Origin of the sequence: Puia dinghuensis (assembly GCF_014642875.1) — a bacterium.
Taxonomy (GTDB): domain Bacteria; phylum Bacteroidota; class Bacteroidia; order Chitinophagales; family Chitinophagaceae; genus Puia; species Puia dinghuensis.
Genome location: NZ_BMJC01000009.1, coordinates 105,931 through 127,660, shown reverse-complemented (window position 1 = coordinate 127,660; position 21,730 = coordinate 105,931). Strand labels below are relative to the sequence as shown.

21 protein-coding genes and 1 tRNA gene are annotated in these 21,730 nt (G+C 48.2%); 6 read left to right on the top strand and 16 right to left on the bottom strand.

Annotation, left to right across the window (positions count from 1 at the left end; translation table 11 throughout):
* Window position 1: 1 nt before the first annotated feature.
* From IEY39_RS30020 to IEY39_RS29265, 11 genes are all read right to left on the bottom strand, one after another.
* Entirely contained in the window at window positions 2-1,255 is a 1,254-nt protein-coding gene (locus IEY39_RS30020; RefSeq protein WP_373285495.1) for a TraM recognition domain-containing protein, read from the bottom strand.
* Window positions 1,256-1,384: 129 nt separating this feature from the next.
* The gene (locus tag IEY39_RS30015) at window positions 1,385-2,020 is read right to left on the bottom strand and encodes a YWFCY domain-containing protein (RefSeq protein ID WP_229689147.1); all 636 of its coding nucleotides are present in this window, start codon (window positions 2,018-2,020) and stop codon (window positions 1,385-1,387) included.
* A 42-nt stretch (window positions 2,021-2,062) separates the two neighbouring features.
* A complete protein-coding gene (locus IEY39_RS29305) occupies window positions 2,063-3,316 on the bottom strand; it encodes a relaxase/mobilization nuclease domain-containing protein (protein ID WP_188938307.1) in 1,254 nt (417 codons plus the stop codon).
* Complete coding sequence (locus tag IEY39_RS29300) at window positions 3,301-3,675, bottom strand: plasmid mobilization protein (RefSeq protein WP_188938306.1); 375 nt, start codon at window positions 3,673-3,675, stop codon at window positions 3,301-3,303. The genes IEY39_RS29305 and IEY39_RS29300 overlap by 16 nt, the downstream gene beginning before the upstream one ends.
* A 266-nt stretch (window positions 3,676-3,941) precedes the next feature.
* The gene (locus IEY39_RS29295; protein ID WP_188938301.1) at window positions 3,942-4,820 is read right to left on the bottom strand and encodes a hypothetical protein; all 879 of its coding nucleotides are present in this window, start codon (window positions 4,818-4,820) and stop codon (window positions 3,942-3,944) included.
* Window positions 4,821-5,005: 185 nt separating this feature from the next.
* Complete coding sequence (locus IEY39_RS29290; RefSeq protein ID WP_188938299.1) at window positions 5,006-5,365, bottom strand: hypothetical protein; 360 nt, start codon at window positions 5,363-5,365, stop codon at window positions 5,006-5,008.
* 198 nt (window positions 5,366-5,563) lie between these two features.
* A complete protein-coding gene (locus tag IEY39_RS29285; RefSeq protein ID WP_188938298.1) occupies window positions 5,564-6,028 on the bottom strand; it encodes a hypothetical protein in 465 nt (154 codons plus the stop codon).
* A 94-nt stretch (window positions 6,029-6,122) separates the two neighbouring features.
* Window positions 6,123-6,971 carry a hypothetical protein gene (locus IEY39_RS29280; RefSeq protein ID WP_188938296.1) on the bottom strand — a complete coding sequence of 283 codons (849 nt, stop codon included), beginning with the start codon at window positions 6,969-6,971 and terminating at the stop codon, window positions 6,123-6,125.
* A 178-nt stretch (window positions 6,972-7,149) separates the two neighbouring features.
* Window positions 7,150-7,857, bottom strand: coding sequence for a hypothetical protein (locus IEY39_RS29275; protein WP_188938295.1), 708 nt, complete (start codon window positions 7,855-7,857; stop codon window positions 7,150-7,152).
* A 159-nt stretch (window positions 7,858-8,016) separates the two neighbouring features.
* The gene (locus IEY39_RS29270) at window positions 8,017-8,196 is read right to left on the bottom strand and encodes a hypothetical protein (RefSeq protein ID WP_188938293.1); all 180 of its coding nucleotides are present in this window, start codon (window positions 8,194-8,196) and stop codon (window positions 8,017-8,019) included.
* Between the two features lie 97 nt (window positions 8,197-8,293).
* Complete coding sequence (locus tag IEY39_RS29265) at window positions 8,294-8,545, bottom strand: hypothetical protein (protein ID WP_188938292.1); 252 nt, start codon at window positions 8,543-8,545, stop codon at window positions 8,294-8,296.
* Between the two features lie 1,723 nt (window positions 8,546-10,268).
* Between IEY39_RS29265 and IEY39_RS29260 the strand changes: the two genes are divergently transcribed.
* A complete protein-coding gene (locus IEY39_RS29260; protein ID WP_188938290.1) occupies window positions 10,269-10,610 on the top strand; it encodes a hypothetical protein in 342 nt (113 codons plus the stop codon).
* 74 nt (window positions 10,611-10,684) lie between these two features.
* Here the strand turns inward: IEY39_RS29260 and IEY39_RS29255 are convergent, their stop codons facing one another.
* The 5 genes from IEY39_RS29255 to IEY39_RS29235 form a co-directional block, all read right to left on the bottom strand.
* The gene (locus IEY39_RS29255; RefSeq protein WP_188938289.1) at window positions 10,685-10,921 is read right to left on the bottom strand and encodes a hypothetical protein; all 237 of its coding nucleotides are present in this window, start codon (window positions 10,919-10,921) and stop codon (window positions 10,685-10,687) included.
* Complete coding sequence (locus IEY39_RS29250; RefSeq protein WP_229689146.1) at window positions 10,921-11,289, bottom strand: helix-turn-helix domain-containing protein; 369 nt, start codon at window positions 11,287-11,289, stop codon at window positions 10,921-10,923. Before IEY39_RS29250 ends, IEY39_RS29255 begins: the two co-directional genes overlap by 1 nt.
* Window positions 11,290-11,522: 233 nt before the next feature.
* Complete coding sequence (locus IEY39_RS29245) at window positions 11,523-13,055, bottom strand: site-specific integrase (protein ID WP_188938287.1); 1,533 nt, start codon at window positions 13,053-13,055, stop codon at window positions 11,523-11,525.
* 261 nt (window positions 13,056-13,316) lie between these two features.
* Window positions 13,317-13,390 (bottom strand) — tRNA-Val (locus IEY39_RS29240).
* A gap of 47 nt (window positions 13,391-13,437) precedes the next feature.
* Window positions 13,438-14,670, bottom strand: coding sequence for a proline dehydrogenase family protein (locus tag IEY39_RS29235; RefSeq protein ID WP_188938285.1), 1,233 nt, complete (start codon window positions 14,668-14,670; stop codon window positions 13,438-13,440).
* 57 nt (window positions 14,671-14,727) lie between these two features.
* On the opposite strand from IEY39_RS29235, the gene IEY39_RS29230 reads away from it, so the two are divergent.
* From IEY39_RS29230 to IEY39_RS29210, 5 genes are all read left to right on the top strand, one after another.
* Complete coding sequence (locus tag IEY39_RS29230) at window positions 14,728-16,401, top strand: N-acyl-D-amino-acid deacylase family protein (RefSeq protein ID WP_188938284.1); 1,674 nt, start codon at window positions 14,728-14,730, stop codon at window positions 16,399-16,401.
* Window positions 16,402-16,513: 112 nt separating this feature from the next.
* On the top strand, window positions 16,514-17,611 hold the full coding sequence (locus tag IEY39_RS29225; RefSeq protein ID WP_188938282.1) for a mandelate racemase/muconate lactonizing enzyme family protein: 1,098 nt from the start codon (window positions 16,514-16,516) through the stop codon (window positions 17,609-17,611).
* A gap of 15 nt (window positions 17,612-17,626) precedes the next feature.
* Window positions 17,627-18,154 (top strand): acyl-CoA thioesterase, encoded by a 528-nt coding sequence (locus tag IEY39_RS29220; protein ID WP_188938281.1) that lies wholly within the window; start codon window positions 17,627-17,629, stop codon window positions 18,152-18,154.
* A 107-nt stretch (window positions 18,155-18,261) separates the two neighbouring features.
* A complete protein-coding gene (locus IEY39_RS29215; protein ID WP_188938280.1) occupies window positions 18,262-18,954 on the top strand; it encodes a hypothetical protein in 693 nt (230 codons plus the stop codon).
* A gap of 1 nt (window position 18,955) precedes the next feature.
* On the top strand, window positions 18,956-21,727 hold the full coding sequence (locus IEY39_RS29210; RefSeq protein WP_188938278.1) for a TonB-dependent receptor: 2,772 nt from the start codon (window positions 18,956-18,958) through the stop codon (window positions 21,725-21,727).
* Window positions 21,728-21,730 lie beyond the last annotated feature (3 nt).

Below are 21,730 nucleotides of genomic sequence, written 5' to 3'. Positions count from 1 at the left end.
GTTAAAAACTTTCGGCTATTTGAGAAGCCGGTTGTTCATCACCGGCAGGGTTGTGATTATCAGGATTCCCTTTAATTTTAGCCATCTCTTTGTCGATCAGATTTCGGATGTCCTTCTTGATCTGAAAGAAATTTGCCTGCACCATCCCGTCAGTAACATTTCGAATTATGGGTAATGGCTCATAAGCGGCTTCCTCTTGTTTAATGGCTTCGAAATCATTAATGAGCTCGCAGTGGAATGTTTTCTGGGGAATTCGTTGCTTGGGGTCGTCGGCGACGGCGCCGACGAATTCGCCGCTTGTCAGGTTGGAGATACGGGCTGGCTGCAAGGCCGACTCAAGCTGGTTTGACCGGCTGATAGATGTGTCGTTGCTGTTAATTGAAAGTGATTCGCGGTCCTGCATAATTTTCCCTAGGCGCTCGCTCAACTGTTTAGCAGTTTCTCCAAGTACTTGACCACTAATAATGTTTCCACAGATGTTCATTAGGACTTCAGCTGCATCCCGCCCATATTCTTTCTTCACCTGACTAAAATCCTGCAGTCCCAAAATAACACTACTAAGATTCGAACGCGCCGTGCTGATGTGTTGGAAAATTTGGTCACATACCAGCGTAGGGTATTCATCGAAGATCAAACTTGATTTCAATCGCCCTTTTTGGTTCACTAACTTCAGCATCCTTTCTGTGCACAAAGAGAGAACGGCCCCATAAACCTGGGTCTTAGAGGGATTGTTGCCGATGCATACGAGTTTTGGAGCTTGGGGGTCATTGATATCGAGTGTAAAATCATTCCCGGATAGGACATAATACAAGGAAGGGGAAACTAGTCGAGCCAACCCAATTTTCGCAGATGCGATTTGTCCTTCGAGTTGTTCAGCTGCGCCTCTAGTCAGTGCTGAAATGAATGGATTAATCAGCACATCAATGGTCGGCTCCAGGCTGAGTACAGGAAACAGCTTTTCGTATTCTACATTTGCCAGTTCGATCGCATGGGGAAGAGTGCAGTATTTTCCTCCTTCATATTTCTTTAAAAACCAAAAAATGGAAGTCACAAAGTTGATTGGGGACTCCGTGAAGAATTCGCCTTGTTTTTTCAACCACTCTCGGTTTAATGCCAACATTATCGTTCGACTGGACTCTGTCGCATCGGTTACGTCTCGCATCGTGTCCGGAGAGAGGAGATTGCATCGATGGGACCGGGAGAGATCATCAAAATTGATAACATAGAGCTTTGGTGGAACGGGGTACTTATCCATATTCCTTAGCGCGGTGTTGTATGCGATCAACGTCAGATCAGGAAACTTGAAATCGTATAGATAGCACGTAAAGCCCTTTTGGATGTGCTGCGTGATAACGTGCCTTATCACGAAAAATGACTTTCCGGATCAGGATCCGGGCGTCCCACAAACGAGGAGCGCCCGGAACGGATTTACGATGTTGATCCAACTATTTCGGATTTTTCCCTTTAGGTTGTACTGGGCCCGCAAATTGATGCTATACTCATTTTCCAGCAGTCGTTCTTCTTGCGGGAAAGACTCCTGCATTAAATTGAAAGGATCTTTGCCCATTTTCACCGAAATCAACCTCGACAGCCTGGCACTACCGAAAACAATTAACAGATAGCCGATAGATGTTACTGTGATATAAATAATCGTGCTCCATTCTTCGGAACTCGAAGCATTTAGAATATAGTAAGACAGAAAGTAAAGGAGCAATCCGCTGGAGAGAAGAACGATTATGGGTCGTATCGCAATCTTATTATCTTTCTTACCGCGTTGTCCAATTTGGGCAAGGACAAGCAAAAAAAGTGCGGTGAGTTTAGGAGGGGTAATGCCAGATAGAAAAACCAATCCGTGTGAAAGCTTAAAGAGCAAGTGGGTAACAAACGAAATAGTAACGCCCCAGGCAGCCATTGCCGGGTAGCAAGCGGAGTAAAAATGTATAAGTAAAACGAGAATACTGAAAAATCGAATAAACTCGATGTTCTTGTGGAGAACCTGAATGTTTTCGCCATTCTGCATAAAAGATGATTTTTAATGAAAAAGGGTTTGGGGACGCACAGATTAGAGGGGAGGTTTTCTTCGCTTTTTCTTTTTCTTGGGGCCAGCACCGGATGACCCGCCCTGTCCGAATTCCGGTCGCAGCAGGATGTCTATAACACCCTTTGTGGAGTGGGTGCCGAAGTGAAGCAAAGGATGGGAAGTTGTAGAACGAGCCGTAGTTTTCTTCTTTGTGCCGCGGAGGTCAATGGAATTCCTTTTCTCGGCTCCAGGGACGTTTGAGGTAAGGCGATCGAGATCTGACAACGGTATATTTAGCTCTTCGTTGGAATAGGTGGCCTTGTTTTTATGATCTACAAAATAGACGGTCTCGATATTTCCTTGTATATCCTTGTCAAAGTGTAAGAAGATATTTCGGGCTTGCAATTTGCTGGAAAATTCCCCAATCGTTCGACTATGGGTCAAATTGTAGGAAACTGCATTGCGAGCTGACTGTGTCGTCGTCAGCTTTCGGACGGCATTGGCAGCAAATTTCTTTTCCAACATCTTCAAGATGGGGGCGCCGTATATGTTACTCGCTTTAATTGGTATGCCGGTTCGGAACCCATTCTTGTCCAGCAGACTGTAAACCAATCCGCCGTGGTTATACATCCGGCTATTGATTGGCCCTCGGTCAGCTAGAACATTACGCTGGCGGAGAATGACATTCAACTCCATCAAGTTGGAGAATTTGTAAGTCCGCAATACTTCTCCGAGGATATTGGTGATGGTTTGTTTGGTCTCTTCTTTACCATATTTTGCAGGCAACAGCTCCAAAGCCGTTAGCTGTGGGACCGTCTGCTTCTTTGCAGTTTCTGCTTTTACCAGGTTAAAGGCTTCTTCAATGGCTTTTCTGGCAGGTTCAGATTTAGTTCTACCTATATTGTGCAAACTGATACGTCGGCCTGTTTTTTGAATATTCGTAGTTATAATGTGGATATGAGGATGGTTCGCATCCCGATGTCTATACACTAAAAAGGGTTGCTCTCCGAACCCGATTCTATTCATATAATCCAGGGCGATCATTTGCATTTTTTCTGGGGAAAGTTGTTCTTTGGGAGAAAAGTTCAAGGAGAGGTGAAGAGTGTTGGTTTGGACCCACTTGTTTTTTTCCGTCAACAATTCAAACCGTCGGAGTTTTTCCGAAAACCCCAATCGATTCACTTCACAGGAAAAACCAGAAGCCAGGAGCAGATCGGCATTCCCTTTGGTGACTTTCCTTTCATTGTAGCTTAGTGCTCCTCTTATGGATTTTCCCGTTCTTATTCGGACAACCATCTTTTGGCCAGTTGAGAGATGATCTCCAGCAGTTGAGTAATTTTGGGTTGTAGAGCCAGGTGCTCTTTAAAGGCCATTTTTGCGTATAGAGCTTTCCGTTGGGGCTCAGGGTACGTATTAAACTGTCGCGTAATCTGGTTGATGTTGACACCGATAGCCTTGATTTCAGCTCGTAACCTACCCAGCTCCTCCATTACGATGTCAAGTGAAGGGTCTTTGGCATAGACTGTCACCGGCTCGTTATATAGGATGTCTCGCAGCAGCCGGCTCATAGCGTTTGGTTCATTGCCGTCGAGAAGGGTCTTTAATTCGTTGTATTTCGTGTCATCAATTCGGATCGCGATAACGTGATTCAGCAAAGGCTTTTGTATAGCTTTTTTCTTTGTCATGATCTGGTCGATGGTATTTCGGAGTAAAAAGGGCTGGTTTCGTATGATTACAAATCCCTATATGTAAACATTCGTACATCTTGCTGTGCGCAATAAGGCGCACTCTCCTATTACTTGCTGCGCTGTCGCGCTTAGCAGCCCGCCCGGAGGGCGGCAAGGAAGTGGTATCTTATACGACCATTGATTGCCAGAAAATTGCCGGCAACATGGCTGGGCATCGCAGCTTGTATGGTTAACTAATGACGGTATCCACGATGGGTAGTAGTCTTTTTAATGGGAGGCTTTGCCGTTGGAGCTTCTGTGTGTGTTATTCTGTATACCGTCCGTAGCGCAAGGAAATCGCGGATGACTTGTTGCTTTGTTGGCAGGTGTTCTCTGGCGAGCCAGTAGTCTCTTTCTAACACCTGTTTGGGTTCTCCATCTGATTGAAGATTTCGGGTAAGGGAGGCATTGATATATTCTATTTGTAAAGGGGTTTCATTATCCGGATAAACGACAGCGAAAAAGAAGTCTAAGGAGTCGAACCCGCGGAGTTTAACGGGATCAGGCTTTTCCCGGAGAGTCAGAAACGCCAGGTTGTCTGAGTAGGCGATGGTTTGCAACATTTGTGGCGAATGTGGATATCCAAGACGCTTTAATTCCGTTTCAAAGTCTTCGTCCAAGGGAACCACTAGACCGGTGATGTCCACGGAGGTAGGTTGGGTATCCGTTGACGCGGAAAGGAACGATTCTTTGACTGATTCGATTTTGGCAGCCCTATGCACTTGCCATCGCATTCGCTCTTTGTGTGGAAGTGGCCCGTCGCCGACATGCCAATATCGGGAAATGCGCTTAAACCCATTTTGCGACCTGTCGGTCTTTATATCGACGTAAGAGCTGATATGATCAAATTGCCAGTCTTTGTCAATGCCTACCCGTTTAAGCTCAAACACATAACCGGACCTATTTTCGCCGTCAATTGTAACAGGGTCAACCAGTCGAATTCCGTTAGGAGAAGAGTCCTGCGCGGGGTACAAGTGTGTCGCCGTGCCGAGGATGTCGTCTACATTGTCAAACCCCAACTGACGCAATTTGTGTTGAATCACTCCTTGATTATGAATAATTGGTTGTTCCATATTTTACATATTATTTGCGAGAATAGAGCTTGCTGCAGGCTTGTGGGCGATGGCCTGTTCCTGTCAACCCCTTGGGGGGCTTAAAGATTGCTACCCGAAAACTAGAACAGACCAAATATGCGTTTAGATGGGAAGTCACCAGGTCGGATCTTGAGAACCATTATCACGAAATGTGAAGGGTATTGTCAGGGTTTGGGACCTTTTTTCGTTTTCTTTTGCTGAAGGGAGTCACTGCGGTTTACGGTTTTTGCAGGTTTTTGTTGAGAATCAGCAACCATGCTCTTTATAAACACTTCTAAATCCATCTTGATCTTTGATTTTTTTCCCCGGTCACTCGATATTTCCAGTGCCGGCAGCGTTAAGCAATAATCTTTTGCCGCTTGAATTAAGCCCTCACCCTGGCTATTTGCGGCCTTAATGGCCATAGAAGCGCCGCTCATATAGGTCACATATCCAGCTACCTTTCCGTTGATCCACAAGTCTGCATCAAAAAAAACGTTGTCTTTCTGAATGTCTGCGTGAAGGTTTTTTAATTCAATTTGCATAGATAGTTAATTTTAAGAGTGCTTTGATTCATTTTATACGAGGCCAGCAGGTGGAATCACTCCTAATATGGGCAATGGTGAAGGACTCATGAGCGGGGCCTCGAGTTGGTGACTTTATTAAATTGCTCATGATTTGTCTAGCTGCGGATTATTGAATTCATAAGACCTAACCAGCGAATAAAGAATCTAGTTATTCGACTATAGTTTACGGTGTTTCCTTTTTTCAACGCATTTAACTGTTTTAAAACGATTTCTTATTCCTTGTATTTTCGTCGCTTCGTCAATATCCTTTATGATTTGATCCTTATGTGGAAGGGCCTGTTTTTGCACGTTATAAGATATTGCATCGCCTAATATTCCCTCCGGATGCTGTACAGATCGAATAAAACCGGCTGCTTCGATGGATTGTATATACCATGCATTCATTTCAGATTGTGCCACAACGAATGTGTACATACGATCTACATCTGATGAGGTGTCAAACATTAGCATCCCCCTGACTGGCGGATCTCCGGAATTAAGTAAATTAAAGGGATGTGTAGCTGTTTTGAAAATATCGCTGGAATTTCCCAATCCCAGCATTTCAAGCTGTTGCTGGAGAGATTGACGGTTTTCAAAAGAGATGATTTCCGTATTGAGATGGTTTATATGCTCGTTTTTCAAATTTTATGACTTTTGGTATAGCTTATCGGGGACGTAATCCACGACCGGAAGACTGGTCTTTTATAACAGCCTTTTCAACAGACGAACGAGTCTGTTATCGTCTTTTTAGTTGAAAACGTCGCATCACATTCATGGGCTTTTCTTGGGCAGTTACGTTGACCAGATGAAGTAGTTGCTGGGCATTCGAAAGCGTGGAGTACTGTTGTGGCATTATTTTGGAAAGGTTTTCAATCATCTCCCATTTTGTCGGAAACTTACCGTTTGAATGGTGGTACTCAATATGGGGATTGGACATACCTTCGGCCGACCGACCTCTATTTACCGTTGTATAAATGGCATCCAGGTGATGAAGCTGCTTTGGAAGTTTTCTGAAGTGCAGGACAAATGATATATTTTTAGGGTTCTGAGGTCTATCTCCTAAAATTGGCAGTTCTTCATGTACAATCGTTACGCCTTTGAATGCAGGAGCATCGGTATTGATTTCATAAGTTCCGGCAAGAAGCTTATCATAGTCAAAACCCATTTTTGTCAATTGTTTTCGTAAATCCTTGTTTTCGGAGAGCTCTTGCCTGTTACGTTCGTGCCGCATTTGGAGGAGCATTTCATGGGTAATATATTCTTTGGGGGGAATGCCGGAAAAAATGGCGTAGGACTGTTCAATCGTTTTCGTGTTCATGGAATGAATATGCGGACGAAATTCCTTGGAGGCAGTTACCTGTTGAATACTATATCCTTCATCATCGATTCGAGGCCGGGCAATAAAATGGAAAGAAATGTCATTGGGATTCGAAGAGGGATCGAATAGCGATATTTGAGAATGATTGTCGTAAACGGGATCTTTTTCGAATTTTGCTGTTTCAAATATTTCTGATGCGTTGGAAAAGCCAAGTTCCCTCAGCGATTCTTCGACTGAAAGTCTATATTCTGGCGGAAAATTGTCCATAATAAAATAATTTGATCCGATCCCATGATAGCAATGCTTGAAAATCTATACTTTTCAATGAATTGCCATTTTTGCACCATGTTCAATGCCTGTTCGAGTACTGGGCGTCCCGGGACGGCTAGGAAAGGTTCTGATGGCGATTTATTGGTTTACGGAGCCTGGATCTTTATTGATTCCTTTATCGCATGATGCGATTGGTCTTGAAAAGATACATAACAAGCGCCTTGTCGAGGCTGATGTCTGGTGTCATTCGTGCACGGACCTCCTGGATCATGGCGTCTTTGTGATGAAATTGGTTATTCAAAGGATAGAATGCCGCCTCAGTCTGTTCTTTGATAGCGGCAGCATTTGGTGAATGTGATTCTAAAAAGGCCTTTATAATAGACAAGCGGGCTGTTCCTGCAGACTTATCAACCACGATTATAAATTCAAAATGGACTGATTCATCCCCATATGGTCCCCCGTCGGCGATCGGTTGGGAGGACTCCAGGTAGGTGAAACCTTCGGAATGCCGGGCGGATCGAAGTAGTTCAACGGAATTATAAAAACCGATACGAGCCAGTTGATTTTCTAAATCGTTTTTTATGTAAAAAAAATCAACACTCTCCTCAAGCGATACAAGTGATTGGAGGTCTCGTGCGATTTGATCAGCCGTGGGCAAAGGGCCCTGGGGTAAAAGGTAAGTGCTATGTACGTCCATGAATCCGTTTTCAGATCGAATGGTCGGGATTTGAACCCAGGCCAGCATGCCGTGGATATACCAGGTGTTGTCCGGTCGTTCGCGGATAACAAAGAAAATGTCGGCTATGGAGTTTTCAGAAACGGGCAGTTCCGCGAAAAGGCAGGCCTTGACGCAGGAATCTCCAGGGTCATCCAGCTCGTCCATCCGCGATAGTATCCGTTCGAAATCGGGGAACTGGATGTTTTGGAGCTCGGTCCGAATTTCGTGTAATCTGCTCTCGGGGAAATAATTCATGACCATGACATGATATTGGTTAAACGTAAAGGGTGGTAGCAGGCCATTGGGATTTGACTAGAATTTTCGTTAGGTCGACTTTTTTACAGGAGCAACGGGCTTGGGTGATTTGGTCATAAGTTGTTCTACCTTATTGGGCGCAATCGGTACCACGTATAAGGTGTTGTATAAGGCGTTCTCTTTAATATCATCCCCGAATATTTCTTTGATGACTTCCACTTGATGAGGAGTAAGCGGTTTGCTGGTCATTTTGGTTCCGTTATACAAGGACCATATATCGGATAGATTGCAAATGAGGTGCATATGGAGGATTATTTGACTTGACAGTTCTGAATTAGGATAAAAATTAACTTTTGGGCTGATGCAAAGACTGGTGAGGTGGTTGCAGAATGGAAGAGATCCAACGAAAGGCGACGGTCTTCCAATTAATAATAAAATTGCCCTTTCTGCTGGTCCAGTGTCGCTTTTCATATACGTGATAAAAGTCCTCTGCCTCCCGATGAGGGGCGCCTTTTTCAGTAAAATATCCCTTAACATCTTCTATACTGGGTGGGACATGATGAACGAACAATGCGGGTTGATGGAAGTTGATTCGCATATGAGTAGTTTATTATAGTTCGCTGTGTTCTTGGGCACTTTTCAAATATTGGATTAATGCGACCTATTCAGGGAAATGAAGGCATTTTCCAAAGTTGGAGTCTCGCCCAAGTTTGCGGAATTCGGCGATTATTTTTCACCCTCTGGATTATAATGTTCAAGCCCAGAGCCGCCTGCCAAAACGAGGAGGAGAGCTAATATTCCTAAGGTGTGTCGCCAGGCGTCTGGCGTTCGATCCATTGGTTTTAAAGGGCCGGCCTATTGTTGCCATTATTTATCTTTTAGGAATGGCTTTTAATTGAAGAGACTGGGAATGGAAACTTTGGGTGTTTTACCTTGGTTTGGTTTTTCGTTGCTTTCTTTGCATCCGCGACACATCTTTGGCGTTATAATAGTATTCTCCTAAAAGTTCCTCGCACGGTATTCGCCCTGACTCGCTCAATTTTCGCAGGTCTTTCGCGGATAGGTTCAATTGTCGTTGAACCTGCTCTTCCGTCATCCACTGTATATATGAGAATCCGATAATTTTCCGTAGCAGGGCACCCAATGATGTCAAAAGATCTCCGACAATGCTTTTCCGGAGCTTTTCCAGGTCCTCGGGCAAATTCCTTTGGGACTGGATGGATTGGCCAGGTTGGGGAGGTTTTTGTTTTTTGGGATATAGTTGAATAATTCGGGCCATTGGTATTATTTTTCGCTTTTCAAAGATCGGCTCAAAAAATAGCGGTCTATCAGAGTGAGATTGGGACTCGGGTCCGTTTTTCAAGAAAATATTTTGAAGAATCTCAGAATAAACGGGAATTTGTCGAAAAGGCGCGTTTGTGCGCTTGTGCAACGTTTTCCCTTCCAACTGGAAATTCAAGACAAACGGTCGGAAGGATGGCCTATATCCATTGGGCAAGAATGAATACGATGCCGATCAGGATCAAGATTTTGGCGAAGATCCCGGCACAACCTTCCTTCGCCCGGGTCGTGACCGCTTTATTATAAGTAGGGAATATTTCCATACCAGTAATTGACCTACGATTGAACCGTTTTTCCGATATTTTGAACCGGATTATAGATCCCGCAATCAGAAACAGTGGACCGGCTATTTTTATGAATAAGGTGTGGTACATAAGAGAGATTTTTTTGAGGGAGGATGCTATTTATTGTGGAAGTGCAGCTAGGGGATGATGCCGGGGTGAAGGGGGCGGGATTGATGAAGGGTGGGTATTGTTGGTAAAACAGGCAATAACTAGATGCTGGCAGGAGCCGCCATTTCTTGGCAGTTAGCAACACAAATATGCAATCATGGACAGGGGGAATATCAGAGTGGTTTCGACACTCTGATCCTTTTTTATTGCAGTAATGCAATTTGGCCGGGGGTCTGGGAAGCTCGATAGGAGGCCATGATGGGGGTTAATTAAGGGAAGTTGCGTAGCAGTTATAGTTTCCCGAAGCCCCATTGTCGAAAAATGACAATAGAGCTCTACAGAGTAGGGAGGTTGCCCCGGAAGTCAAACTGATTGGAGGTCCACTCTTATGTTTTGCGTCTGTGCAGACTATATAATGAGGTGCCGTAACTATTCGAATAGGGATGCTGCGCCTGGGAATAGCCGTAAAAGTTCATTTGGTGCTGGTTTTCCGCTCCCTAAAGGCCTTTTTTGGATTTGACCGAAAAATTCCTTGAAAATTTTTCCTAAAAAAGCCTGTTTCCTCTGCTATAATAGTAGAGGCCCGTTGTGACCCTCATACCTTCTTTATTAAACCAAATTCAAAAAATTTTAGAAAGAATAAAAACTCTGCTCAAACTGCGGCAAAACAATCAGATCACGTCTGAGCAAGAAATTTATCTTTGTAAAATGGTGTCGGATTGCTGGCCGCGAATTGCAAGAGACTTGGAAGCTTTGAAGGAAGCCGAAGAGCGTAGCGATTATCTATTGAAAATGGCTGCCTTAGCTGATTGCATGGGAGACCAATATTGGCGGTTCCTGATCCGAGGCGCGGGGGACCAATTCGAACCAGGGGGTATCTGGTGGGAAAATCGAAACAATCCGGACCAGATGATTTCTAACGAGAACTAAGTCAATGCCCCATAAAGGTGACTCCGCTTTGCAAACAAGGTTACAAAGCATTCTTAACCGGCCTATTTGCTGGCTCAGCGTACCTTGCGATCATACAGCCAGGGCCGTTTGTGGTATACACGCATCTTCCAGCGAAAAGCGACTTGTTTCCAGTTGATGGGCTTGCCGGCCTTGTTGAGCCAGCCGGTTTTTGCATAATGCTCAAAAAAGGAGCTGGCGACGGAAGCAGGAAGGCACTTCTCATTAAAATAGATCTTGACCTCCCGTAGGCGGGGGATTAAGGATGGTCTGGTGTTCGTGCCGGTGGGCATCAATGTGGCCGGTTTGATCGTTTCAGCGGTTTTAAAACAGGTTGGTGTCGACCTATCGTTTTTCTCCGCTCCATCTCCGTTTCAATATCTTGAGGATCATAGTAAAACTGCCGTCCGATTCGGCTAAATGGCAAGATACCTTTATCCCGGAGTGCCTGTAGAGATGCTCGTTTGATGCCGAGAAGGACCATAACATCTTTATTCTTGAGCCATTTCATTGGAGTTGGTCTAGGTTGATCTAGTACCAGGGTCTTAATCTCGATTAGCAGCTCTCGCTTGAAGGCTCGGAGTAAGGTATGCATGTCGCCCAGGGTGACGGGTAGGTCTTCCCTGTCAACAATCGTCCGCTCCTTCTTGATTGGTTGCATAAAAGATCATTTCCTGCAAGTTGCAGAGCCGGACGGGTGGCATATCAGAGTGAGATTGACACTCGGTCTAAAATTCAACAAAAAATTTTAAGAACCAATAGTCAAAGGTTTAACTAATATGAATGAATCTTCCCCTATCTGGGGTGGAGTAAGTGAAAGGAGGTCAATAAATGAAAAGGACCTCTTTGAGGGAAGAGGCCCTTTTGGGAATGGAACTATCTAAACCGGAAAAATTATCGGACAATCCGCAGCGTGATGACCTTTGCTTCAGAGGAGTTTTGGGGGACCTTTACTTCGAGGGCTCCATCTTTACCGTATAGCTTATCTTCTACGTTTTGCATATTGGCAGCCAATAAGCGTTTGTTCTTCTTGACATAGTGTTGGGTGGTTCGGAGCGATTTGTGGCCCATGAGCTGAGCGGTGATCCGTAATTCCAAGCCGTTATCGTCGGCCACTGCGTTGGCAAAGAAATAACGAGCAGTATGGGTGGTGAGTTTGATCTTAAAGCCCATTTCATCACCAATTTCCTTGAGGCAGCGATTGTATGCAGCATTGGTGGGGATAGGAAGCAGGGTCTTTTTTCGTCTGCATTTCGGGTCGTCTTTATATTTTTCGAGAATTTCCAGTGCTACAGGTAGGAGTGGCAAAGTTTCATCGGAGCCGGTTTTTTGGCGGTCCTTGGAGATCCAGACCTTGCCGTCGACGCCTGTTCTATAATCCTCCTGCGTTGCATTGCTAAGCTCGACGTAAGAATAGCCGGTGAAGCTGGCAAAAACGTAAAGATCGCGGATGCGGTTAAGTTCGTCCCGACTAAACACATGGCCCTTCAGCCGGATCATGTCATCCATGGACAGCCATTCGGCGTCGGTGTCGTTGTAATGGCAGGTAAAGGCAGCCAGCACATTGGACTGCTGCCAGCCGATCGACACAGAGCGGCTAAAGACCTCCTTGAGGAGTTGTACATATTTCATGGCCGAGTTCTCCTTCATCTTGAACTGGGAAATATTGTAGGTGAGTAGTTGTTGAGCAAGCTTAAACTCGACCTGGTGCATGGGTATGTCGTCAACGTTGTATCGGTAGCGTAAAAATTCAACATAACGGTTTTTTCGTCCCCACATCTTTTCAAGGGTACTGGCGGCGCGTTCTCCGCCTAGAACAATCTGCAGGAACTGGATCAACAGTTCATCAATCCCGAGCATAACGGTTTTTTCCCATTCCTTGTCGTCAAAAATGAGATTGGCATTTTTAATGAGAATTTCGGACTCCTCTTTCAACTGCCGCTGCTTTTCCTCTAACAGGGCCTTTTGCGCTGGATAGGGCGTGCGGCCGTTTTTGTGGGCCGTTTCCCATTTATTGCTGAATTGGAGAAAACGCGTGATAAAGTCGTCTACCTGCTGGCTTAAGGCAAAATTTTTTTGTTTTTCCAGCTTTCGTTTGTCTTTCATTAGGGGCGTTTCGTAGGCTTTTAAGACCATTTGTGGTGTGGCGATCTCCGATTTGGCTTGAATGAGGTCAAAATGTCGTTCAAGATCGGTCCGAAGGTTACTAATTTTTTTGTTGAAGGCCTGGTGCTTGGGTTCTTTTGCCGTGACCAGTTTGGCTACATTGTCCCAGTCGCCGGGGCGTAGGGCGATGCCTTTAACGGCGCGGTTTAGGGACGCCCCATCTATTTTCAGCTGATAGTACAGTGGAGCTTTGCCGGTTTTCTTGTCGGTCCTTACCGTGCGGAGGAAAAAGAGAAGGGAAAATTCTTGTTTGACGTACATATGAAAGAAATTTTAAATGTTCAAAAATCCTTTCCATAGTCGTCTGTTCGAGGTGGGCAATCTTATCGGGCACTCCGTTGTCCCAAATTTACAGGACAATGATTGGACAACAATCGGACGCTTTCTGGATCGAGCCCAAAGGAGCTGAAATAGACAATAAATTACGCAGGAAACGCAGTGCTGGCGGGCCTTTCAGCGATTCAAACGAAAAAAGGCGCTGGAGATCAGCACCTTTCTAAAATCACCGTTTTTCGGCTTTCGTGGGTCGTACAGGATTCGAACCGGTGACCCCTACCATGTCAAGGTAGTACTCTAACCAACTGAGCTAACGACCCTAATCGGGGGCACAAATCTAACTCATTTTTAGATTCATCAAAAACTTTTATAACCCCCGCCGCCTCAACTCTTTTCGAATAAGCCCCAGCTCCCGGCCCGTCTGCCCTGAGACCGAACTGTTCTCCTGCGCCCGCCTCATCAGGTAAGGAATGACATCCCTTATCGGCCCAAAAGGAAGATACTTGCTCACCTTGCAGCTGGCCTTCGCCAGATTGAAAGTAATATTATCACTCATCCCATACAACTGCGAAAAATGCACATGCGGATGATCGAGCGGCAATCCCCTCTCCTGCAACAACCTCACCGCAAAAAGATTACTGTATTCATTATGCGAAGCCACGATCGTCGCGATCCGGTCAAGATGCTGGATACAAAATTCCACCGCCGCATTGTAATCCCTGTCCGTCGATTCCTTATCCGGCTGTATCGGCGACGCTACACCCTTCTCAAAGGCCCGCTTCCGCTCTTTTTCCATATAGGCGCCCCGCACCAGTTTCGCACCAAGGATAAAATCCCGCTGCACCGCCGCCTCAAAGGAATCCTTCAAAAAACCCAGCCGGTCGACCCGGTACAACTGAATCGTATTATACACCACCGTCCGCCCCCGGTTGAACTGCTCCATCATCAATATCGTCAGCGTATCCACCGGATCCTGTACCCAGGTCTCTTCAGCATCCACCAGCACCCCTATCCTCCGTTCGTCCGCCGCCCGGCAGATCTGCTGCATCCGCCGGCAAACTGCCTGCCATTCCTCCGTTTCCTCCGGCGTCAGCAGCTCCAGGGCCTGCGCATACCGTTTCATCAGCGGCCCCCCGATACCGGCCATCGCCGCATCCAGCTTTTCCAGCAGGCTGAAACGCGCAAACCCTGTCACCTTGATGCTCATAAAAGGGATATTGGGTTGCGTCGCGGCATACTCTATCACCCGGATGAATTCCCTACATGCATGATCGAACCCCGCTTCGCCATCTTCTCCCCCTTCTACCCCATAGTCGAGAATCACTTCCACCCGGTATTCCCCCAGTTTTCGGGCTACGGAAGCCGTCTCTTCCAACGTCTCTCCACCCACAAACTGCGAAAAGATCGTATCGCGAATAATACTTCTCACCGGAAAACCCGAACGGATCATCCACGGCGTCACCCGCGTCCCGATCTTCACCAGCGTTGAAAAACCCATGCTCCGGAAAAGAAACTCGGCTTTCTTCAGCTCTTTGTTTGTCTTGTATTCAAATGCATTGGCAGTATTTTCAAAAGAAACAGATCTCGGGGAAGTGCTCATGCTGTCAGACGGTAATTTGCCCGCAAATATCGTATTTTCGAAATAAATCCCCTGTTCATGAGAAAACACGCCGCCCTCTGGCTCTCCCTGGGCCTCTTCTTTTCTTGTCATCCCGCCGCTCATTACGATACGATCATCAAAGGCGGAACCATCTATGACGGCAGCGGCAGCAAACCCTTCACCGGCGACATAGCCATCCGGGGCGATACCATCGCAGCCATCGGCGACCTTTCCGGAGAATCGGCCACCAACACCATCGACGCAACAAACAAAGCCGTCAGTCCGGGCTTTATCGATCTCCAAAGCCAGTCCATGGAATCCCTCATCCAGGACGGTCGCTCGCTGGGCGCCATCAAACAAGGGGTTACCCTTGAAATATTCGGTGAAGGCTCCTCCGAAGGTCCCCTCACAGACACCATGAAACGAACAGCACTGCGGCAACAGGGCGATATCAAATTCAACATCGAATGGACCACCCTGAAAGACTATCTCGAATTCCTGCAGAAAAAAGGCGTCTCCACAAACGTCGCCTCCTTTGTCGGTGCGGCAACCATCAGGGAGAATCTGCTCGATGACGCCAATCGTGCCCCCGATAGCGCGGAACAACAAAAAATGAACAGCCTCGTTCGCAAAGCCATGGAAGACGGCGCCCTCGGCATCGGCTCTGCGCTTATTTATGCCCCCGGCGCTTATGCAAAGACGCCCGAACTCATCGAATTATGTAAGGCCGCAGCGCCTTATGGCGGCGTATACATCTCTCACATCCGCAGTGAAGGCAATCGCCTCCTGGAAGGCGCCGACGAGCTCATCCGCATCTCCAAAGAAGCGCATATCCCCGCTATCATCTATCATCTCAAGGCCGCCGGCCGGCCCAACTGGAACAAAATGGACAGCCTCATCGCAAAGATCGACAGCGCCCGCAAGGCAGGACTGGACATCAGCGCCTGTATGTATACTTACACCGCAGGCGCCACCGGTTTCGACGCTGCCATGCCACCGGCTATCCAGGAGGGAGGATTGGATAAATGGATCCAACGCCTCGAAGACCCGGCCATCCGCAAAAAACTCATCCAACAGATGCGCACGCCCACCAAAGATTGGGAGAACCTCTACCTGGGCGCCGGCGCCGATAACATCATCTGCACGGGTTTCAAACAGGACTCCCTCAAATACCTCACAGGCAAAAGACTGAGTGAGATCGCAAGAATGCGCCATACTACGCCTGAAGAGACCATCATCGATCTAGTCATAGCCGATCACTCCCGGGTCGAGGTCATCTACTTCCTGATGAGCGAAGAAAATGTAAGAAAGGAGATCCGGCTACCCTATATGGCTTTCGGGTCCGATGAAGCCAGCATGGCCCCAGAAGGCGTTTTTTTGAAAAGCAGCTGTCACCCCCGCGCCTATGGGAACTTTGCCCGGCTCCTGGGTCACTACGTGCGGGACGAAAAACTGATCCCGCTGGAAGAGGCCGTCCACAAACTCAGTGGTATGCCCGCCGGCTGGCTGCATCTGAAAAAGCGCGGCCTCCTCCGCCCCGGCAACTACGCTGATGTGGTGGTCTTCGATCCCGCCACCGTAAAAGATAACGCCACTTACGAAAACCCACATCAGCTATCCACCGGTGTCACCGACGTATTCGTCAATGGCACCCAGGTACTGAAAGCAGGTGAACATACAGGCGCCAAACCAGGGCGAGCCGTATTCGGAGCAGGGTATAAGACCCCCTGACCCCACCCAAGCCTGCCGCGCTAAAACCTAACCCCCGCATCCCCGACACCCACCCAAACCCATCATAACCCGCAAGCCCCTATCTTTGCGGCCATCCATTTGGAAATTAACTATGACCATCCTCCACACCGACATCTACAGGCTGTCCATCCCGATGCATCCCTTCACCATCGCCACCGGTACGATGCATTACGCCCAGAATATCCTCATCCGCATCCACACGGATGCCGGCTACTACGGCGTCGGCGAATGCTCCGCCTTTCCCATGATCGTCGGGGAGACCCAGGCCACCTGCTTCGAAATGGCGAAAGACTTTGCCGCTCTCTGGAAAGGCAAGGATGCCCTCACGATAGAAACCCGAATGCAACAGCTGCACGACTTCACCGCCTTCAACGCAACCATCAAAAGCGCCTTCGACATCGCCCTGCACGATCTCGCCGCAAGAGCCGCCGGCCAGCCACTCTACAAATATCTCGGCGGTAAGAAAAGATCCATCGAAACCGACCTCACCATCGGCATCGACACCCCGGAGAAAATGGCCGCAAAAGCCGCCGGATTCAAGGCGGACGGAGTCCGGATGATCAAGATCAAGCTCGGCAAGAATGGCCCCGAAGACGTCGAACGCGTCAAAAGCATCCGCGACGCCGTCGGCGAAGACATCGTCCTGCGCGTCGACGCCAACCAGGGCTGGGATTTCGACACCGCCTGCAACACCCTGCAACAGATCGGTCCGTACAACGTCCAGTTCTGCGAGCAACCCATGCGCCGTTGGGACGATCACCGGCTACCCCAACTGCGTCGCCATTCACCGGTAAAGATCATGGCCGATGAAAGCGTCTTCGACCATCACGACGCCCGGCGCCTCATCACCGCGGAAGCCTGCGACTATGTAAATATCAAATTCGCAAAATCGGGCGGCATCCTGGAAGCGACAAAGATCGACGGACTTTGCGCACAACACAACATCCCCTGTATGATGGGCGGCATGCTGGAAAGCCGCGTGGCCCTCACCGCCTTTGCTCATTTTGCACTGGCTCATGACAACATCATCTTCCACGACATGGACACCTGTCTGCTGGGGCATAAAATGGACCCCGTCACCGGCGGAGTACGTTACAACGGCTATTTCCTCGAGATCCCGGACACCCCCGGCCTCGGCGCCGACGTGGACGAGGCCTTCCTGCAACAGTGTGAAAAGACCACCATCTAATCCTATATTTGCAGAATGAGTACACAAAGTAAAGCGAAGACATCCAAAGAATCACTCATCATCATGACGGAACTGGTATTGCCAAACGATACCAATGTATTCGGCAACCTGATGGGTGGCCGCCTCATGTACTGGATGGACATCGCCGCCGCCCTGGCAGCAGGTAAACACTGCAACGCACCTGTCGTCACCGCCTCCGTCGACAACATCTCCTTTGAAAACCCTATCAAACTGGGCAATGTAGTACACATAGAAGCAAAGGTTAGCCGGGCATTCAACACCTCCATGGAAGTCCACATGAGGGTATGGGGCGAAGACCTCACCCAACAATATAAATACAAAAGCAACGAAGCCTATTACACCTTCGTGGCCCTCGATCCTAATCGCAGACCCCGCGTCGTTCCCGAGCTCATTACCGAGACAGAAGAGGAAAAAAGATTATATGACGGCGCCTTACGGCGCCGCCAACTACGCCTCATCCTCGGCGGAAAAATGAAACCCGAAGAAGCCGGCGAACTAAAAGCCTTCTTCATAAAAGGCTGATCAAATTTATTTCTCAATAAGTTCCATTTGTCCTATATTTAGTAAGCGTCCATTATACACGATGGCCCGCATCCGCTGCCCCTACCAACACTCCAAAGCTTGTCCATATGAATCTCCAAAAGCACCTCACTATCTGCTATTTGGCTGTATTGACCTTATCCGCATCTCCGCTCCTCGCCCAGGACGGCCCAAACGCCGGCAATGAAAAGGACCCGGACAGCCGTCTCTACAACGGAAATGAATATATCCGCAACGGCACCAACGCAAAAGGCTCCCCTTTCTTCCTCGCAGATAGCCTCCAACCCGGCGCACTGGTCTATGACGGTATCGGCTACCGCGACATCGCCATGGAATACGATCTTGTACTCGATCAGCTCGTCATCCGCCACTACACCGGCAAGGCGCTCATCAGCCTCATCAAGGAAAAGGTCAGCCGCTTTTCCATCGACGCTCACAGCTTCCGCTATATCCCTGCAGCGCTATCCCCGTCGCTCAAATCAGGATTCTACGAAGAACTCTATGCCGCGGACTCCATCACCCTGCTTGCCCGACGAGAAAAAAAGCTCTTTTTCCCCAACAACCGGGAAGACATAGCAAGATATCAACAGTACAATACTTACTTTCTCAAAATGGGTGATCGGTATTTCGAAGTAAACAGCGAATCCGCCCTGCTCACGGCACTACAAAACAAAAAGAGCGCCTTGAAAAAATACCTCCGAACCAATGGGCTGCACTTCAAAAAAGACCCGGAAAAAGCGCTCATCGCAACAACCTCCTATTACCTGAAACTGACCAACTAACATGCATCACCGCATTTTTTATACCTTATTCTGTTCCCTACTCCTTTTCACCGGCATCCGAACGCTCGGGCAGCAACAGAAAAGGGTCACCGGAAACTTCGAAGGCTATACCTTCCCCCGGCTTGCCGGCCGGTTGGAATCCCTGACGGGCTATCATTTCTATTACGATCCTAAGGACGTCGATAGCCTGTCCATCGATATCACCGCCAACAACGCGACCATTTCCCAGATGCTGGATCATATCTTCCAGAATACCGACTTTCATTACGCCATCGACTCCACTGGCCACATATTCATCACCCGGCGCGTCGCCATCCTTACAACCCTTCCCTTGCAGCTGGGCGGCGCCACCCGGCTGCCGGATACGATAAAGAACGTCCTGCCCGACGAGCAGGACCAGCCCGATCGCTCCAGACTAAAAAAACTCCTTGTCGAAAACCAGCTGCTCGACATCGGCAATAAGGCCAGCAGGTCAGGCGCCAAAGCCACTATCGCCGGTTATGTCAGAAATGACAAGACGGGCGAACCCATCGTAGGCGCCAACCTCTATGCCGATACGGCAACACTCGCCGTTTCGACCGATCAATTTGGTTACTATTCCCTCACCCTCCCAAAAGGCCGCCATGTCATCCGGATCAGTTATGCCGGAATGAAAGATACCCGGCGCCAGATCGTGCTCTATTCCGACGGAAAACTGGACGTCGACATGCAGGACGCCGTCACCACCCTGAAAACAGTCATCGTTTCCGCTGCGAAAACCTCGAATACCCAAAGCCTCCAAACAGGCGTAAACAGGCTCAACGTCCGCCAGATAAAACAGGTACCGGTCGTCTTTGGCGAGACCGACGTCATAAAAGTCGTTCTCACCCTGCCAGGCGTCTCTTCGGTGGGCGAAGCCAGCAACGGCCTCAACGTCCGGGGTGGGTCGACCGACCAGAACCTCATCCTTTTCGATGACGCTACCATTTATAACCCCTCGCACCTGTTCGGCTTCTTCTCCGCTTTCAACCCGGACGTCGTCAAGGGCATCCAGCTCTACAAAAGCGCCATCCCGGCGAAATACGGCGGCCGTCTCTCCTCGGTGCTCGATGTATCCATGCTGGACGGCAATAGCAAAAAATGGTCCGGCGTGGCGGGTATCGGCCCCGTGACCAGCAAGTTCATGCTCGAAGCGCCATTGCAGAAGAACAAAACATCGGTAGTGGCCGCCGCCAGAACCACCTATTCCAACTGGCTGCTCAATGAAATACCCAACAGCGCCTACAGCAACAGCAAAGCCAATTTCTACGATGTCAATCTTCGCATCACGCATGTCATCGACGCAAAGAATAGTCTCTATGTAATGGGCTACCTCAGCTCCGACTGGTTCAATCTGGACAACGATACCACCTATCGCTACATGAATAAGAACGTAAATGTGAAATGGAAGCACATCTTTAATAATAAATCCAATGCCCTCTTCTCCGCCGGCTACGATCGCTATCAATACAGCGTAACCGATCCGCACGACTCGGTCAATGCCTTCAAAATGGGATTCGATATCAACCAATCCTGGTTCCGGGCAGAATTCAACTATGTCCCCAATAATAAGCACACCATCAGTTATGGCGCCACCGCCATCTATTATACCCTGCATCCCGGCTACTATTCACCCGATGGCTCAGAATCGAAGGTAGTCAACACTGTCGTCGCAGCCGAACAGGGGCTGGAGAGCGCCCTCTACCTGGATGATCAATATACCATCAGCTCAAAATTCTCTATCGACGGCGGTCTCCGGTATTCGATGTTCAATTACCTTGGTCCCCACGCTATTTACAATTACGTCCCCGGGCTGCCAAGGCAAATAAGTACCATCACCGACACAACCGTTTACAACAAAGGAAAGATCATAAAGACTTATGGCGCTCCGGAGATCCGCCTGTCCGGGCGCTATACCCTGTCGGAAAGTTCATCCTTCAAATTCAGCTTCAATACCCTTCAGCAATATATCCACATGCTGTCCAATACCGTCGCGATATCCCCGACAGACATCTGGAAATTAAGCGATCCGCATATAAAACCGCAGCAGGGCGAACAGGTGTCCCTGGGCTTTTATCAGAATTTCAAAGCCAATACCATCGAGACATCTGTGGAGGTCTACTATCGGTGGATAAGCAACTATCTCGACTATAAAAGCGGAGCCCAGCTGACCCTCAACCCACACATCGAGACCGACATCCTGACGACAAAAGGAAAGGCCTATGGCGTGGAATTCCTGCTCAAAAAAGCGGCCGGGCGACTCAATGGCTGGCTTAGCTACACCTGGTCAAGAACCTTCCTGAAACAGGACGACCCTCTCGCCGGGCAACTGATCAACAATGGAAAGTATTATCCCGCAAGCTTTGACAAACCACATAACATCAATTTCATCGGCAATTTCCGCTTTACCCACCGGTACAGCGTTTCTACAAACATCACCTACAGCACCGGCCGGCCTATAACCCTGCCCCTGGCCGTTTTTACCCTGGGCGGATCACCCGGTCTCTATTATTCTCAACGCAACCAGTACCGGATACCCGATTATTTCCGAACGGATGTCTCCGTCATCATCGATGGCAACCACAGAGTGAATCAGCCGACCCATAACTTCTGGACCTTCGGCGTGTATAACCTCACCGCGCGAAAAAACCCCTACTCGGTTTATTTTGTCCAGGAGAACGGCCAGGTAAAGGGCTATCAGCTTTCCATATTCGGCACGGCCATCCCATTCGTCACCTATACGATAAAATTTTGATCC